This is a genomic window from Flavobacterium sp. N502536, assembly GCF_025947345.1.
GTDB lineage: Bacteria > Bacteroidota > Bacteroidia > Flavobacteriales > Flavobacteriaceae > Flavobacterium.
Genome location: NZ_CP110011.1, coordinates 4,017,216 through 4,035,896, shown reverse-complemented (window position 1 = coordinate 4,035,896; position 18,681 = coordinate 4,017,216). Strand labels below are relative to the sequence as shown.

General features: G+C 39.3%; 6 protein-coding genes. 2 read left to right on the top strand and 4 right to left on the bottom strand.

The annotated features are described in order from the left end of the window. Position 1: 1 nt before the first annotated feature. The 3 genes from OLM61_RS16985 to OLM61_RS16975 form a co-directional block, all read right to left on the bottom strand. Positions 2-10,174 carry a gliding motility-associated C-terminal domain-containing protein gene (locus tag OLM61_RS16985; protein ID WP_264523794.1) on the bottom strand — a complete coding sequence of 3,391 codons (10,173 nt, stop codon included), beginning with the start codon at positions 10,172-10,174 and terminating at the stop codon, positions 2-4. A gap of 363 nt (positions 10,175-10,537) precedes the next feature. Continuing rightward, positions 10,538-11,158 carry a response regulator gene (locus OLM61_RS16980; RefSeq protein WP_264523793.1) on the bottom strand — a complete coding sequence of 207 codons (621 nt, stop codon included), beginning with the start codon at positions 11,156-11,158 and terminating at the stop codon, positions 10,538-10,540. A 47-nt stretch (positions 11,159-11,205) separates the two neighbouring features. Next, on the bottom strand, positions 11,206-12,942 hold the full coding sequence (locus OLM61_RS16975) for a sensor histidine kinase (protein WP_264523792.1): 1,737 nt from the start codon (positions 12,940-12,942) through the stop codon (positions 11,206-11,208). Between the two features lie 560 nt (positions 12,943-13,502). Here OLM61_RS16975 and OLM61_RS16970 point away from each other — a divergent pair. Then, entirely contained in the window at positions 13,503-14,501 is a 999-nt protein-coding gene (locus OLM61_RS16970) for an SDR family NAD(P)-dependent oxidoreductase (protein WP_264523791.1), read from the top strand. A 183-nt stretch (positions 14,502-14,684) separates the two neighbouring features. Further along, a complete protein-coding gene (locus tag OLM61_RS16965) occupies positions 14,685-15,485 on the top strand; it encodes a helix-turn-helix domain-containing protein (RefSeq protein WP_264523790.1) in 801 nt (266 codons plus the stop codon). Positions 15,486-15,736: 251 nt separating this feature from the next. On the opposite strand, the gene OLM61_RS16960 is transcribed toward OLM61_RS16965, so the two are convergent. Next, positions 15,737-18,559: a M16 family metallopeptidase gene (locus OLM61_RS16960; protein WP_264523789.1), complete on the bottom strand. Its 2,823-nt coding sequence runs from the start codon at positions 18,557-18,559 to the stop codon at positions 15,737-15,739. Positions 18,560-18,681 lie beyond the last annotated feature (122 nt).

The following is an 18,681-nucleotide window of genomic DNA, read 5'->3' as shown; positions in this document are numbered from 1 at the left end:
ATTATTTGGTCAGGTACAAATACCCAGCCTCCTGATGTGGATTAGATTGGCTGTCTTTATATTTAATGATATAATAATACGTTCCTTCCGGTAATCCATCTGAATCTTTGACCGTAACACGTCCTTCAGAAATACCTCTAAAAGCAATGTCATTATTGTTGTAATGATCACGATCAAAAACCAAAACTCCCCAACGGTTAAAAATTTGAACCGTATTGTCAGGATAACATTCTAAACCTTGGATGTAGAATCTATCGTTCTTGTTATCTCCATTTATGGAAACGGCGTTGAATATTTTTAAAACACATCCCGTAATTGATAATACTGTTGGTTTATCCCCCAATACACTACTATCATCTGATTTGTCTTTTACGACAATATTATCAGGACTTGTTCCGAAAACTTCAGCTTGGTTGGATATACTTCCTGAATTAATATCAGCTTGTACTATCGAATAAGTTCCCGTAAAAGAAGTGCTATCCTCTTCTCCTGCAGCTAAATTTATTGGACCTCCGCTCATCGTAATTCCTGTTAACGGATCTACTATATAAACATTAGTCAAGGCTACATTTCCTGTATTGGTTACTGCAAAATTATACGTAACAGTCTCTCCTACTTTTGCATTACCATCACCGTTTTCATCATTGAAACGGACTGTTTTTACCAAGGCAATACTTGGTCTTGATACCAATATGGTTACCGTTGCAGCATCACAATTTGAAGGATTTGATTTCTCGCAAATACTGTACGTTATTGTATAAGTACCTCCTGGTGTGTTAGCCGGAACACTTATTGTTCCTGTGGCAGTATCAATTACCGGAACTGCTGCTCCAGGTGTTTTTGGAACTGCCGGTGTGGTCACTTTTAAATCAACCAGGCTAATAACAACTGGCACTCCATTTAAAGTATCAGGATTTGTTGGGTTACCCACTAATACATTCCCTGCGTTTGGTGTTCCTGTTGTTCCATTTGCGTTCGAAATGTTATCATCATTTGCAATTATTGGTGTCCCTGCAATTGCCGTTACTTTGATTTCATCTGAAACCGTAGCACAAGTTGTTGGAGTTAATTTGTCGCATAACTCGTAAACTACATTATAAGTTCCCGGTGTGGTTCCAGCCGCAACAGTTACTTTTCCGGTTAACGGATCTAAAGTAATTCCAGTTGGCCATGTTCCTGATACCGCAATGGTAGCGTTTCCTGTTGTTCCTAATACTGCCTGAGCTCCATTTACTCTATCGTTACTTGTAATATTTGCGAAAACTAAACCTCCTGTTGACGGAATGCTTCCGTTTTCTAATATTGGCTCAACAATTGGTGTTACTTTGATTTCATCTGAAACCGTAGCACAGGTTGTTGGAGTTAATTTGTCGCATAACTCATAAACTACATTATAAGTTCCTGGTGTGGTTCCGGCCGCAACAGTTACTTTTCCGGTTAACGGATCTAAAGTAATTCCTGTTGGCCATGTTCCTGATACCGCAATGGTAGCGTTTCCTGTTGTTCCTAATACTGCCGGAACTCCATTTACTTTATCGTTGTTGGCAATGTTTGCAAAAACTACACCTCCTGTTGATGGAATGCTTCCGTTTTCAAATATTGGCTCAACTATTGCCGTTACTTTGATTTCGTCTGAAACTGTAGCGCAAGTTGTCGGAGTTAATTTGTCGCATAACTCGTAAACTACATTATAAGTTCCCGGTGTGGTTCCTGCCGCAACAGTTACTTTCCCAGTTAACGGATCTAAAGTAATTCCTGTTGGCCATGTTCCTGATACCGCAATGGTAGCGTTTCCTGTTGTTCCCAATATTGCCGGAACTCCATTTACTTTATCGTTGCTGGCAATGTTTATGAAAACTACACCACCTGTTGACGGAATGCTTCCGTTTTCTAATATTGGCTCAACAATTGGTGTTACTTTGATTTCATCTGAAACCGTAGCACAGGTTGTCGGGGTTAATTTGTCGCATAACTCGTAAACTACATTATAAGTTCCCGGTGTGGTTCCAGCCGCAACAGTTACTTTCCCAGTTAACGGATCTAAAGTAATTCCAGTTGGCCATGTTCCTGATACCGCAACGGTAGCATTTCCTGTTGTTCCTAATACTGCCGGAACTCCATTTACTTTATCGTTGCTTGCAATGTTTGCGAAAACTACACCACCTGTTGATGGAATGCTTCCGTTTTCTAATATTGGCTCAACTGTTGCCGTTACCGTAATTTTGGCTTCAGCCTGATCACACATTGGTGTACCCAAAGCTGCCATTGCTTTTGAACATATACTATAAATCACAGTATAAACTCCCGGCGCAGTACCGGCGTTAACCTTAATAGTTCCATCTGTATTTAATGTCAACCCTGTTGGTACATAAACCGCACTCAAATTCACTTCCGAAGCGACTATAGCTGTACCGTGTAATTTGTCATTTAACAATACAGAAGCTGTGGTACCACCGCTTACTCCATTAACTACAGCTGGTACTTCATCTATTGCATCAATAAAACTTACTACAGTACAGGTTGAACAAGTAAGATCTATTGGTTTACAAGTCGCACAAATTGGACTTGGATCGGTTGATTTAGCCGTAACTGGTGCTCCTGTTGGAGGAGTTCCTGTTACAGTGGCTACGTTGTCTACCTGACCGTTATTGACATCCGCCAAAGTGATGGTATGAACTGCGGTAAAACTAGACGAATCCGTAGCTCCAGGAGCTAAACTTGCTAAGCTTCCGCTTACTACTGCGTTAGCATCGGTAATCGTTACCGGAGCAAGGGTTACGTTTCCTGTATTTTTAACTACAAAGGTGTAATCAATTCTATCTCCAACATTTACAATTCCATCTGCGTTGACATCTACATAAGTGGCTTTTTTAGCTACTTCTACTTTTGGTGATGCTGTTAAAGGAACTGTTGTACAAGTGGTACACGCTGGATCTTTTGGCGCACAAGTCGCACAAATTGGACTTGGATCGGTTGATTTAGCCGTAACTGGTGCTCCTGTTGGAGGGGTTCCTGTTACAGTGGCTACGTTGTCTACCTGTCCGTTATTGACATCCGCTAAAGTGATGGTGTGCACTGCGGTAAAGCTAGAGGAGTCTGTAGCTCCAGGAGCTAAACTTGCCAAACTTCCGCTTACTACTGCGTTAGCATCTGTAATCGTTACCGGAGCAAGGGTTACGTTTCCTGTATTTTTAACTACAAAGGTGTAATCAATTCTGTCACCAACATTTACAATTCCATCTCCATTTACATCTACATAAGTGGCTTTTTTAGCTACTTCTACTTTTGGTGATGCTGTTAAAGGAACTGTTGTACACGTGGTACACGCTGGGTCTTTTGGCGCACAAGTCGCACAAATTGGACTTGGATCGGTTGATTTAGCCGTAACCGGTGCTCCTGTTGGAGGAGTTCCGCTTACAGTAGCTACGTTGTCTACCTGACCGTTATTGACATCCGCTAAAGTGATGGTGTGAACTGCGGTAAAACTAGCAGCGTCGGTAGCTCCCGGAGCTAAACTTGCCAAACTTCCGCTTACTACTGCGTTAGCATCGGTAATCGTTACCGGAGCAAGGGTTACGTTTCCTGTATTTTTAACTACAAAGGTGTAATCAATTCTATCTCCAACATTTACAATTCCATCTCCATTTACATCTACATAAGTGGCTTTTTTAGCTACTTCTACTTTTGGTGATGCTGTTAAAGGAACTGTTGTACAAGTGGTACACGCTGGGTCTTTTGGCGCACAAGTCGCACAAATTGGACTTGGATCGGTTGATTTAGCCGTAACTGGTGCTCCTGTTGGAGGGGTTCCTGTTACAGTGGCTACGTTGTCTACCTGTCCGTTATTGACATCCGCTAAAGTGATGGTGTGCACTGCGGTAAAGCTAGAGGAGTCTGTAGCTCCAGGAGCTAAACTTGCCAAACTTCCGCTTACTACTGCGTTAGCATCTGTAATCGTTACCGGAGCAAGGGTTACGTTTCCTGTATTTTTAACTACAAAGGTGTAATCAATTCTGTCACCAACATTTACAATTCCATCTCCATTTACATCTACATAAGTGGCTTTTTTAGCTACTTCTACTTTTGGTGATGCTGTTAAAGGAACTGTTGTACAAGTGGTACACGCTGGGTCTTTTGGTGCACAAGTCGCACAAATTGGACTTGGATCGGTTGATTTGGCTGTAACTGGAGCGCCTGTTGGAGGAGTTCCGCTTACAGTAGCTACGTTGTCTACCTGACCGTTATTGACATCCGCCAAAGTGATGGTGTGAACTGCGGTAAAACTAGAGGAGTCAGTAGCTCCAGGAGCTAAACTTGCTAAGCTTCCGCTTACTACTGCGTTAGCATCGGTAATCGTTACCGGAGCAAGGGTTACGTTTCCTGTATTTTTAACTACAAAGGTGTAATCAATTCTATCTCCAACATTTACAATTCCATCTGCGTTGACATCTACATAAGTGGCTTTTTTAGCTACTTCTACTTTTGGTGATGCTGTTAAAGGAACTGTTGTACAAGTGGTACACGCTGGATCTTTTGGCGCACAAGTCGCACAAATTGGACTTGGATCGGTTGATTTAGCCGTAACTGGTGCTCCTGTTGGAGGGGTTCCTGTTACAGTGGCTACGTTGTCTACCTGTCCGTTATTGACATCCGCCAAAGTGATGGTGTGCACTGCGGTAAAGCTAGAGGAGTCTGTAGCTCCAGGAGCTAAACTTGCCAAACTTCCGCTTACTACTGCGTTAGCATCTGTAATCGTTACCGGAGCAAGGGTTACGTTTCCTGTATTTTTAACTACAAAGGTGTAATCAATTCTGTCACCAACATTTACAATTCCATCTCCATTTACATCTACATAAGTGGCTTTTTTAGCTACTTCTACTTTTGGTGATGCTGTTAAAGGAACTGTTGTACAAGTGGTACACGCTGGGTCTTTTGGTGCACAAGTCGCACAAATTGGACTTGGATCGGTTGATTTGGCTGTAACTGGAGCGCCTGTTGGAGGCGTTCCGCTTACAGTAGCTACGTTGTCTACCTGACCGTTATTGACATCCGCCAAAGTGATGGTGTGAACTGCGGTAAAACTAGAGGAGTCAGTAGCTCCAGGAGCTAAACTTGCTAAGCTTCCGCTTACTACTGCGTTAGCATCGGTAATCGTTACTGGAGCAAGGGTTACGTTTCCAGTATTTTTAACTACAAAGGTGTAATCAATTCTATCTCCAACATTTACAATTCCGTCTCCATTGGCATCTACATAAGTAGCTTTTTTAGCTACTTCTACTTTTGGTGATGCGGTTAAAGGAACTGTTGTACACGTGGTACACGCTGGATCTTTTGGCGCACAAGTCGCACAAATTGGACTTGGATCGGTTGATTTGGCTGTAACTGGAGCGCCTGTTGGAGGAGTTCCGCTTACAGTAGCTACGTTGTCTACCTGACCGTTATTGACATCCGCTAAAGTGATGGTGTGAACTGCGGTAAAACTAGCAGCGTCGGTAGCTCCCGGAGCTAAACTTGCCAAACTTCCGCTTACTACTGCGTTAGCATCGGTAATCGTTACCGGAGCAAGGGTTACGTTTCCTGTATTTTTAACTACAAAGGTGTAATCAATTCTATCTCCAACATTTACAATTCCATCTCCATTTACATCTACATAAGTAGCTTTTTTAGCTACTTCAATTTTTGGTGATGCGGTTAAAGGAACTGTTGTACACGTGGTACACGCTGGATCTTTTGGCGCACAAGTCGCACAAATTGGACTTGGATCGGTTGATTTAGCCGTAACCGGTGCTCCTGTTGGAGGAGTTCCGCTTACAGTAGCTACGTTGTCTACCTGACCGTTATTGACATCCGCTAAAGTGATGGTGTGAACTGCGGTAAAACTAGCAGCGTCGGTAGCTCCCGGAGCTAAACTTGCCAAACTTCCGCTTACTACTGCGTTAGCATCGGTAATCGTTACCGGAGCAAGGGTTACGTTTCCTGTATTTTTAACTACAAAGGTGTAATCAATTCTATCTCCAACATTTACAATTCCATCTCCATTTACATCTACATAAGTGGCTTTTTTAGCTACTTCTACTTTTGGTGATGCTGTTAAAGGAACTGTTGTACAAGTGGTACACGCTGGGTCTTTTGGTGCACAAGTCGCACAAATAGGACTTGGATCGGTTGATTTGGCTGTAACTGGAGCGCCTGTTGGAGGAGTTCCGCTTACAGTAGCTACGTTGTCTACCTGACCGTTATTGACATCAGCTAAAGTGATGGTGTGAACTGCGGTAAAACTAGAAGAATCCGTAGCTCCAGGAGCTAAACTTGCTAAGCTTCCGCTTACTACTGCGTTAGCATCGGTAATCGTTACCGGTGCAAGGGTTACGTTTCCTGTATTTTTAACTACAAAGGTGTAATCGATTCTATCTCCAACATTTACAATTCCGTCACCGTTAACATCTACATAAGTGGCTTTTTTAGCTACTTCCACTTTTGGTGATGCTGTTAAAGGAACTATTGTACAAGTGGTACACGCTGGATCTTTTGGCGTACAAGTCGCACAAATTGGACTTGGATCGGTTGATTTAGCCGTAACTGGCGCTCCTGTTGGAGGCGTTCCTGTTACAGTGGCTACGTTGTCTACCTGACCATTATTGACATCAGCCAAAGTAATAGTGTGAACTGCAGTAAAACTAGAGGAGTCTGTAGCTCCAGGAGCTAAACTTGCTAAGCTTCCACTTACTACTGCGTTAGCATCGGTAATCGTTACCGGAGCAAGGGTTACATTTCCTGTATTTTTAACTACAAAGGTGTAATCAATTCTATCTCCAACATTTACAATTCCATCTCCATTGGCATCAACATAAGTGGCTTTTTTAGCTACTTCAATTTTTGGTGATGCGGTTAAAGGAACTGTTGTACAAGTGGTACACGCTGGGTCTTTTGGAGCACAAGTCGCACAAATTGGACTTGGATCGGTTGATTTAGCCGTAACTGGTGCTCCCGTTGGAGGAGTTCCTGTTACAGTAGCTACGTTGTCTACCTGACCGTTATTGACATCCGCTAAAGTGATGGTGTGAACTGCGGTAAAGCTAGATGAATCCGTAGCTCCAGGAGCTAAACTTGCTAAGCTTCCGCTTACTACTGCGTTGGCATCGGTAATCGTTACCGGAGCAAGGGTTACATTTCCTGTATTTTTAACTACAAAGGTGTAATCAATTCTATCTCCAACATTTACAATTCCATCTCCATTGGCATCAACATAAGTGGCTTTTTTAGCTACTTCAACTTTTGGTGATGCGGTTAAAGGAACTGTTGTACACGTGGTACACGCTGGGTCTTTTGGAGCACAAGTCGCACAAATTGGACTTGGATCGGTTGATTTAGCTGTAACCGGTGCTCCTGTTGGAGGCGTTCCTGTTACAGTAGCTACGTTGTCTACCTGACCGTTATTGACATCAGCCAAAGTGATGGTGTGAACTGCGGTAAAACTAGAGGAGTCAGTAGCTCCAGGAGCTAAACTTGCTAAGCTTCCGCTTACTACTGCGTTAGCATCTGTAATCGTTACCGGAGCAAGGGTTACGTTTCCTGTGTTTTTAACTACAAAGGTGTAATCAATTCTATCACCAACATTTACAATTCCATCTCCATTGGCATCTACATAAGTGGCTTTTTTAGCTACTTCAATTTTTGGTGATGCGGTTAAAGGAACTGTTGTACAAGTGGTACACGCTGGATCTTTTGGCGCACAAGTCGCACAAATAGGACTTGGATCGGTTGATTTAGCCGTAACTGGTGCTCCTGTTGGAGGCGTTCCTGTTACAGTAGCTACGTTGTCTACCTGACCGTTATTGACATCAGCCAAAGTAATAGTGTGAACTGCAGTAAAACTAGAGGAGTCTGTAGCTCCAGGAGCTAAACTTGCTAAGCTTCCACTTACTACTGCGTTAGCATCGGTAATCGTTACCGGAGCAAGGGTTACATTTCCTGTATTTTTAACTACAAAGGTGTAATCAATTCTATCTCCAACATTTACAATTCCGTCTGCATTTACATCTACATAAGTGGCTTTTTTAGCTACTTCCACTTTTGGTGATGCTGTTAAAATAACCGTTAAAGCATCTGTCTTTACATTATTACAACCAGTACCACTAGGCGTTCCGTCACATTCTACATCAGGATCTATCGGAGGTGTACCAATATGTGTATCTGCTGTGGCGTCCGGATCTGTTAAATCTGCAGGACGCATGATCGTCGCTTTGACGGTAGGATTAGTTCCTTCGGCTGCTAATACCTTTACCACAATTGTAAAAGTAATCGTGGCATCTTTTGGTAAATCTACTGTGGCATCAAGAACACCTCCGGTAATATTTTGTGCCGTAACAGCCCCTCCCAAAGTAGAAGACGAGGTAAAAGATTGTACCGCTAAATTTGCCCCTGAAGCTAAATCTGAAAATTTAAATTTTGCCCCAGTTACATTATTCGGTCCTCCAATATTTTTTACAACTACTGTATAGGTAACATTTGATCCCATATTACCACTGACCACATCACTAATACTTGTTACCGCTAAATCGGCCTCATTTTGTTCAATTGGGACAGATATTGGTGGTCCAGGTGTAGTATACACATAAGCCCATGTATCCAGTAATTGTAAGTCCCCATATCCTGACGTACGAGACGTACTGGTAGTCCATTTGTGTGTACCAGCTACACTATTATTGTTTAGGGTACGCGAAGAAGCATCCAACAGATTTGGTGGGAATTTATCGGAACTACCCGTATCTGTTCCAATCGGCGAATCGTTCCAATATACATTACTATTAGGATCCGGTCCATTCAATCTGGTAATAATAATACCGTTCGTATTTTGCTCGGCATCTAAATATGGAAAGTGTACCTCCCCATTGAAAAGGACAATACTCAATTTCAAACTAGTACTGTTGGTTATTGGATTACTTGAACCATCTCTACCATCCCATCTTACTTTATTTGCACCCGCAATAGCAGTACCTGTCAAAGTTACATCTATGGCATCTGTCATCAATCCATTTCCATTAACATCAATTTCGATAAGATAATTAGCGTTAACATTAGCCGTAAAATTGATAAAAGCTCCTAAAGGATAAATTCCCATCCCACTGGTGCCTTCTACTCCATTTACCGAAATATCTGAAATAGCCTGTGCAACAATGGGCACATTCAACCAGGTTGTGGAAGCTGTGCTTCCCGGTAAAAAAATAGGCGCAGAAGCCGGTAAGCTTGCGTCTGGTTCATTAAAAAATATTTTGGATGTAGTATTGGTTAAATCATCAACAATTGTAGGGTCCTGAAAAGAAAAATTTGTTTTAGTATTATCTAAGTTATACAAACTCGCCATAGACGTGCTTTTATAACTTGGAGCTCCTGTTGCCACTGAACCTTTTCTAACCCCTTTATTATTACAAAAAAAAGCAAAGTAATAAGGTGTCATACCATTAGGTTTAACAGTATACTTAAAACCATCATTTGTAATAATATTACAAGTAGACCTGAAACTATTTGAAGCAGAACCTAAAGATCCTGTTAACACATTAGTATACACGCGTCCTATTTGCCCAGTCCCTCCTTCATTGGCTACCGTAATATCCCAAGCAACAACATAAGGGCTGTTATTAGGTTGCGTCCAGTTTCCGTTAGCTGTAAAAGTATGAGCAGCATAACTAGTACTAGAAGGATCTAAAGAAGCATCAGGTGATACAAACTCTACTACCCAAACTCCCGTTTCTCCTGCTGGTACTTTAAAAGTATATGGTCTATAACCTCCCGTAGTCAAATCTAAAGGACCATTAATTTCTTGCGCTCTATTGGCAATTAAACCAACTGTCGTAGAGTTCCCACTGCTATAGCTTGTATTACCGGTTGGACTTGTCAAAATAATTGTTCCTCCACGAATACCTTGAGCGGAAGACCCTAAATAAAGCGTTTCGTTGGCTTTGGCATAAACAAACATTCTCCCTTTGTTTACAATTGCAGTACTAGTAGGTGATCTACTAGAACTAGACAACATCATTCTATTCCCTGTTGCCCCACTGGGAAACAAGTCCTTCGAGCCTTCAGCAAAGACATTCAATCCGCTGAAAAGAGAAAGGAAACACAGTATAAAGGTCAGCTGCAATTGCCTTAATTTTAATGTAATTTTATTCAACATTTTAATAGTTTTGATTATTAGTAACTGGTATAGTATTTATCGACCGATAATAACTTGAGTGCAGTTTTAATTCCTGTTGCTGTAGAGCATGCATCAGTTTAAAAAAAAGATTTTTAACAAATCTATCGGATGAAAAACGATTACTTTTTCGGATAAAAGCATCAAAATCAAGCGAAGTAAAAGAGATTAAGAAACCCTCCTCCAGAGCGCTTCTTCTAACAAAAAACCGTATTTTAAAAAAAGTAAAGTTCACCATATAATAAATAATTAAAATTCCATAAGAAGCTAGTTCGAATATCCACTGATATCCAAAAATTGTAGCGATTGTATTCAGGCCAAACCGACCTAAACCATCACTGCACTCTAGTTAATATGCCCCAGTTTTGATGCCTCACGCACCATACCTGCAACATTACTTACATCGAGTTTGTTAAAAATGTTTTTTCTGTGATTTTCGACTGTATTAACCGAAAGTTTCAATTCGCTGGCAATATCAGCTGTAGTAAATTCTCTAATGATGTATTGCATGATGGTAAGCTCTTTTGCCGTTAGTGTAATGGCTGTACCTACCCTGTTTTGTTTGGACAAAAATGCGTAATCATCCGGCAGGTAAATTCCACCTTCCCAAACTAATTTTATAGCTTCTAAAAGCTCTTCGCTGTCCTGATTTTTGTTTACGTAACCTTTTACGCCCATAGCCAGTAAGTTTTCGACTAATATGGGGCTCGAAAGTGACGTGAAAGCAATCACTCTTAAATCGGGGTGATTTTTATGAAGGTATTCATAGACTTCAAGTCCTTGTACATCATTTGCGATCAGATCTACAATAATTAGATCTAATCCCGAATGCTGCTGAACTTTAAGATATAAGTCTTGTTTGTTAGTAGCGTAAAAAAGAACTTCGAGCCCTTTCTGATTTGAAAAAAAACTAGTAAGACCTCCACATACTATAGGCTGATCTTCAAAAAATGCAATATGTATCATGCTACAAATTAGCGACAAAATTTTTGTTAAGAAAATAGCGGTTTTCCCTATTTAGGCAAGATAATTCTGAATGTACAACCTGCTGATTCATTGTTAAAAACAGCAAGCGTGCCTCCGTTTTTCAACATTAATTCCTGACACAAATACAGCCCGATTCCAAACCCCGATTCCAGATTAGTTCCTAGTCCGGGATTTATTTTCTGTTTGAATAATTTGTCGATCTTTTTTTGTTCAACTCCCTTACCGAAATCTGTTACTATGATTTCATGATTGTTATTTTCAATGGTGATAATGCTATCCTGATAACTAAATTTAATCGCGTTATTGATAATATTTCGCAATACAATACTTAAAACAGCAGAATTAAATACAACGGTTGTTCCTTTAGAAACCTTAAGATCGATTGTAATATTCTTCGCTTTTAACTGATGTGATAATTCCTTGCAGGCCGCACTGATGCTATTGTACAACATAATCTCGCTATAACCCGACTGTGTGGTGATTAGCTCCATCTTTGCCCAATCCAGTAAACTTGTAAGCATGGCATCCGATTGCTCTAACTGCTGTCCTATTGCTTTCACATAGGTCGAAACAATCTTATTTTCATTTTTAAGAACGTCCTCTTTGTCTAATAAGATTTTTAACGTTGTAATAGGCTCCTTAAAATCGTGTGAGATCACCGTAAAAATCTTTTGGTGCAATAAATTAAGACGTTTTAAATCATTGTTCTTTATTTCGATTTGCTCTTTTTGTAGCCTCAGCGTTTCATTGGTGCTTCGTTGCTTTTTGGTCAATACTACAATCGAATACAATAAGATGATCAACAGTGTAATTCCAATTAGCGAAGCAATAAGGGCAATTTTTTGTTTCTGCAAACGTTCCTCTTTGCTTTCGTTGATTTTTTTCAGATTGATATTCTGCTGTTCTTTCAACTTGATTTTATTCGCGATTTCAAACGAATCAATTCTACTGTTCCTAATTTTCATGTCCTCGATGCCTACCAATCGATCCAATCTTTCAAATGTTTTGTGAGCAGCCTCAAACTCGCCCTGCTCTACCATAATTTCTCTTAACGTTCGTAAAGCATTGATTTTGTTCTCCAGATCATTGCAACTGTCTGCCACTCTGATACTTTCGGTAATTACTTTTTTTGCTTTCTCAATTCGATTCTGCCTGCTGTAAATGCGGGCTGTTTTTACATATACTTCTGCCAGTTTACACGGATTGTATTTTTTTGCCACCCGTTCTGTGAGCAAAAACTCTTCCATGCTTTTTTTATGATCGTAATTGATGTAATAATAGTATCCGATAATTAAGTGTAGTACAATATAATTGCTGGGACTATCGGTTGGCGAAATTTTACTTTGGCATAAATTGGCATAATAAAATGCTTTTTTATACTCTTTTTGAGTAAAAAACAAATCCGATAAGATGTATAAACTTTTATTATAGATTTTCTGTGATTCCTTTCCCTCGCCTTTCAGTACGATAGATTTATTCAAATAAACAATCGCATCCGAAGATCTTCCTATTATTTTGTAATAATTCGCCTTAAAAAAATACAACAACTGAAGCTCAAATTGATTTAAATTGGGTCTCGCCAAATGTTTATCAATTAAATAACTGATACTGTCTGTTTGATTTCGGTTGTCTAAACTTCTTAATTTTTCATCTAATTGTTTAATCTGAGGTGTAACTTCCTGAGCTTGGGAATGGAATGAAACTAATAAAAATGCAAGAATGAAGTACTTTATACAATTATTGGAAATGCAGCGTGAAAACATAAAAAATTAATGAATTAAAGTCGTTATTCAGATGTAATATTTGCTCCTTATTATTACAAGGCAACAGTCAATTTTACAACCCTGCTCCAGAACTGGCCACGGAGAGTTAAACAAAGAAATTCAAAAAACGCCTTTAAGAAGAAAAACTACTCCCCGATGTGTTTCGGCAAATTCCCTGCAGTTATAAAACTAACTTACATTTTTTTAAAAGTAAATCTTTTCACAACTCAGCCCACATCCATTTAAAGTTTACAGCGGCAAAATTATCAATAACAACCTAATGAATTGCTATTATTTCTTAAAATAAATGATTTTAATCAAAAGAAAATGGTCATCATCCTATATGAAACTATGAAGTTGATAAATTAACAAGGTATTTAACCCTGTTCTGGCTTATAAGTCAGTATAATCCTGCTTTTCAAATTTATATCCCCTTTCACTTTTAAGATCGTTCTGGTTGAATGACATTCTGAACAAAGTAAAATGACATTCTGAACAAAGTTCACTATTCCACTTCGTCATAATTTTGCCTTGTAACATTCAACTAAAAATCACTAAAAATGAAACAGAACAATTATCAGGGAGCTTTGCAAAAACCAATTGGTTCAGGATTTAATGCAAAATCAACGACAAACGATGTCATCAAAGGCATTGATCTTACAGGCAAAATTGCCATAGTAACAGGCGGAAATACCGGAATTGGGTTAGAAACAGTCAAAACTCTTGCCCTGGCAGGAGCAACCGTTATTGTACCGGCCCGCGATCTTGAAAAAGCAAAAATAAATCTGGCAGGTGTACCCAATGTAGAATTGGAAGTAATGGATCTGATGAAACCTGAATCTATTACTGCTTTTGCCGAAAAATTTCTGTTGTCCAACAGACCGTTGCACTTGCTAATCAATAATGCCGGTATCATGTGGGTTCCGTTTCGTCGGGACCATCGGGGGATCGAATCACAGCTGGCAACCAATTATCTGGCACATTTTCAATTAACAGCACAGTTGTGGCCTACACTGAAAAAAGCCAAATCGGCAAGAGTTATTCAGGTATCGTCTCAGGGCCATCAGTTTGCTCCTTTTAATTTTGACGATCCTAATTTTCTTTCCAGCGAATACGAAACTTTACAGGCATACGGGCAATCTAAAACCGCCAGTAATTTATTTGCTCTGGAATTAGATAATCGTGGAAAAGAGTTTGGTGTGCGCTCTTATTCATTACATCCAGGATCTATAAACGGAACAGAATTGGCCCGCGAAGCCTCTTTAGAGCTGTTTCAAAAAATGGGCTTTTGTGATGATGAAGGAACTATTTTGCCTGAAATCGCTGCCCATTTAAAAACCATTCCGCAGGGAGCTGCTACTACTGTTTGGTGTGCTACAAGTGCGCTGTTGGATTCCATTGGAGGGGTGTATTGTGAGGATGTAGAAATAGCCGCAATAGCCTATGAATCTTCTGTAACTCCCGGAGTAAAATTATACTCGCTAGACGAAGATAACGCCAGACGTTTGTGGGATCTCAGCGAAAAAATGACTCAAATTTCTTTTAACGTCGGAGTATAAAAAACAAAACTTCATTTTATAAAAACAACAAAAGTTACCGCAATCCACCAGCGGTAACTTCTTTATAAAAGGAATGGGCAAGAAAGTAAAGAAGCATTACCCATATAATTTTACTAAATTTGAAAGTCTGTTTCCTCACAGCAAGGAATTACAATCGACCGGAAAACATAATCGTACCCCTCTATGGAATTTGAAGCAAAATACATAAGCCCGGATATTAAACTGTCTTGTTATTCGGATGGCTTTTTTAAATCGGATATCATGTTCGATCAGCACATGCTGGTATGGTTTATTTCAGGAGAAACCAAGATTGTACAGGCAGATGGTGTTCATGTTTTTAAGAAAGGAGATATTTTTCTGATCCCTCGAAATCAATTGGCCACTATTATAAACTATCCCAAAGACGGTCAGCCACACAAAACCGTAGTGATGCATTTGTCGACAGCCAAACTGAGGGAATTTTATGCCGGACTAGATGTCAAACCAAAAACAATCACACATTCTGAAATAAAACACTACAACAATCATCCCTTATTAGAAAGCTGTCTTTCCTCTTTAATTCCGTACTTTGATATGAAAGAGCTGCCCGAAAATATTGCCGCATTAAAGATTACAGAAGCCATTAGTATTCTTCGAACCATCGACAAAAACATTGACGATGTTCTGGCCAACTTTGAAGAACCCGGTAAAATTGATTTAGTCAGTTTTATGGAGCGTAACTTTATGTTCAACATGTCTCTGGACAAAATAGGCTATCTAACCGGACGAAGTCTTTCTACTTTTAATCGCGATTTCAGGAAATATTTTAATACGACTCCCCAAAAATGGCTCACGAGAAAACGACTGGAGCTGGCGCACTATCAATTAACCAACAACCAGAAAAAAACAATTGATGTTTGCTATGAAGTGGGTTTTGAAAATCTTTCCCACTTTTCGCATGCCTTTAAAAAGCAATTTGGTTACTCGCCCACCTCATTAACCTAATCCTTTTTTCGTACGCAGAATTTATAAACTACACTGTGCTTAGCTCTTCAACATGTCTTTTTTCTCGCAGATCTTGCAGATTGGGCAGATTCTATACAATTTCATTGATTACGCTGCTTAGAGCTCTTTTAAACCTACTGGTGCCAAAAACCTTTGTGCCAGCACTTCGGCATATCTTTTTTCTCGCAGATCTTGCAGATTGAGCAGATTTTATATGATCTTGTTAATTGTTATGCGCAGGACTTCACCGATTATTGCAATGGTTTAAAAACAATTTCGTAGGATTTGGCTTTGTTTAAAAATGCATTAGCAAACTCCTGAATGTCTTTTTCAGTGATGCTATTTACAATATCTACATAAGTTGCAGGATCCTCCATGTTGATATTGTACTCAAAAAAATTGTATACTAAACTTAAACTATAGCTGTTGAAGTTTTTGCTGTCTTCCCGCGATTTCAGGTAATTGCTTTTGGTTTTCGCAAGGTCTTCTTTTACCAAAATACCTTTTTTAATTTTGTTAATTTCGTCGTAAACTATAGGAAGCAAACTGTTCACTTTGACCGGATCTGAATCAAAATTTATCGATAGAGCAACCGTGTTTTTTGGAAATCTCGAAGCGGCTGCACTGACCTGCACACCATAAGTTCCTCCTTCTTTTTCTCTAAGGCTCTCGGTATAGCGTAAAGTCAGAATATCGCTAAGCATATCGGTCAAAACAGCATTTTTGGAAGTGTATTTAAAATCGCTTTCAAACTGAATGTTAACCGTACTTTTGACGTTTTCCATTTTAATTAAAACCTCTCTGTTAATTTTATTGGAATTCCATACCGGTGTTTTGTCTTTGAATGTTTCTTCTCTTTTTATACCGGGAATACTGGCGATGTACTTTTCTAATAACGGTTTCAAAACTTCGGGTGTTACGTCGCCTACGATAAAAAACTCAAAGTTAGAAACATCACAAAACCGTTCTTTATAGATTGCTTTTATTCTTTCAAAAGACAAATCATCAATAAACTGCTGGTCCAAAACTCTTATTCTGGGATTATTTTTCCCATAAACAATTGCATTAATACTATCGGTCATTTTTCCATTGATGTCCTTGTCTTTGTTTTCGAGATAATTTTGAAGATTTAACTTCTTAATATCAAAAATTTCCTTGTCAAAACGAGGTTTTACAAAACGCAAGTGTACCAATTGCAGCATTACTTCGAGGTCCTTTACTTTAGCGCTTCCTGAAACCGTTTCGCTTAAATCTCCCACACTTACTCCAGTACCGACAACCTTTCCCGCCAGGATTTTTTCCAGATCGATACTAGAGAATGCTCCCGCACCTGAAGCATCTGCCAAACCATTCAGTGCAAATATCGATGGTAAATCTTTTGGACCATATAAAGATGATCCCCCGAAACTTTCCGCAAGCAGCTGCACATCATTTACATTCTTATTTGCAAATTTGTAATGTACTTTTACACCATTGCTCAAAGTATAGGCGGTAGCACCGATTTCTTTACTTTCCTTTTCAGTCGTAATTTTTCCCGGAACAATCGTTACATCAGTCAGCAGTGATTTACCATTAAAGCTGTCTTCATAAGGCTTTAAATCAGGATTGTTTTCTGATTTGGCAATAATGGCAAACGCGCTCTCCTTGGTTAGATTGGTTTCATTTTCCATGCCTTCAACGGTCACTACTCTGTTCTTTGTCGTATATCCACGAGTTAATTCGGCCTGAAAAGCTTTTGAATCGATATTTTTCAGAATAACTTTTATCATCTCAAACTTACTCTTAGAATCTGTAGCCAGTTGGTGTGAGAGAAATTCTGATTTTATACTATTGATAATACTGTTATGTGAAATTTCTTTCTCTGATATGATATAGTTTTCAAAATAAGAAATAATGGCGGTTATGGTTCTTTGAATTTCACCTTCCGAAAAACCAAATTTTCCGGCACGTATAAACTCATCCATGACAGCAGTTAAAGCTTCTGCCTGTTTATTCGGTTTTGGAGCAATTTCCATTCCCATGACATCGTTCACTCTTGTAAAATCGGAATAGTAAACTTCCGCATTTTTAAACGGGCAATTTTCTTTCTGTGCTAATTCATTCAATCTGTCATTGAGCATTGAAAATGCCATTACTCTTGTGATCAACTGCTGTAGATCGGCAAAAGTCTGACTCTTAAAAGCGCCATTTTGAATGATTTTAAAAGATATACCCGAACTCGTTATTTCTTTATCGATGGCTAACTTAAAAAAAGGTTCCTCATGATCCGGAATCGCAACGTCAAAACGCTTTTTCGGGTTTTTAGCTTTCGGAATATCCGCAAATAACGTTTTTATTTTTTGCTCAATTTCTTCCGCATTCACATCCCCAACAACTGCAATTGCCTGCAAATCGGGACGGTACCATTCTTTGTAAAAATCTCGTAACAAAGCGTAATCAAAATGTTTTACAATATCCATATCCCCAATAGGAGTACGCTTTGCATACAGCGAATGGTTGTACAAATAAGGATTGAATAAATTAGAAATGCGAGTTGATGCGTTTTGCCTGGTTCTCCATTCTTCAACAATAATACCGCGTTCGGCATCAATTTCCTCATTGGTTAACAGTAATGAATGCGACCAATCGTGCAAAATCAGCAAGGCAGTATCAATGACTTTAGGATCTGTTGATGGAATATTGTCAAAATTATAAACCGTCTCATCAAAACTGGTGTACGCATTTATATTATTTCCAAAAACAGCTCCCTGTTTTTCCAGAGTCGTCAAGATTCCTTTTCCGGGAAAATTTTTAGTTCCGTTGAAAGCCATGTGCTCCAGAAAATGTGCCAATCCTTTCTGATTGTCATTCTCTAAAACAGAGCCTACGTTTTGAATAATATAATAACTTGCTGTGTTTTTATTTACCGCTGTTGGATAAATATAATACGTCATGCCATTGGATAATACTCCTTTTTTAAGAGTTTTATTTCCAATTAAGACATCAGTAGGTTTGTAGTTTTGAGCATTTATGGAAGCAACTCCAATAAATAATAACAGTAAGTGTAAAAGTTGAGCGTGTACAGATTTCATCATTTTTGATTTCGGCATTTAAAGTAATGGGTATATATTTTATTCCACATCAGTTGAAAGTATAAGTATTCCTCCTGCTTAGAAGCATATTTGCCAAAGAACAGGAATAGTTCTTTTTCAGTCCA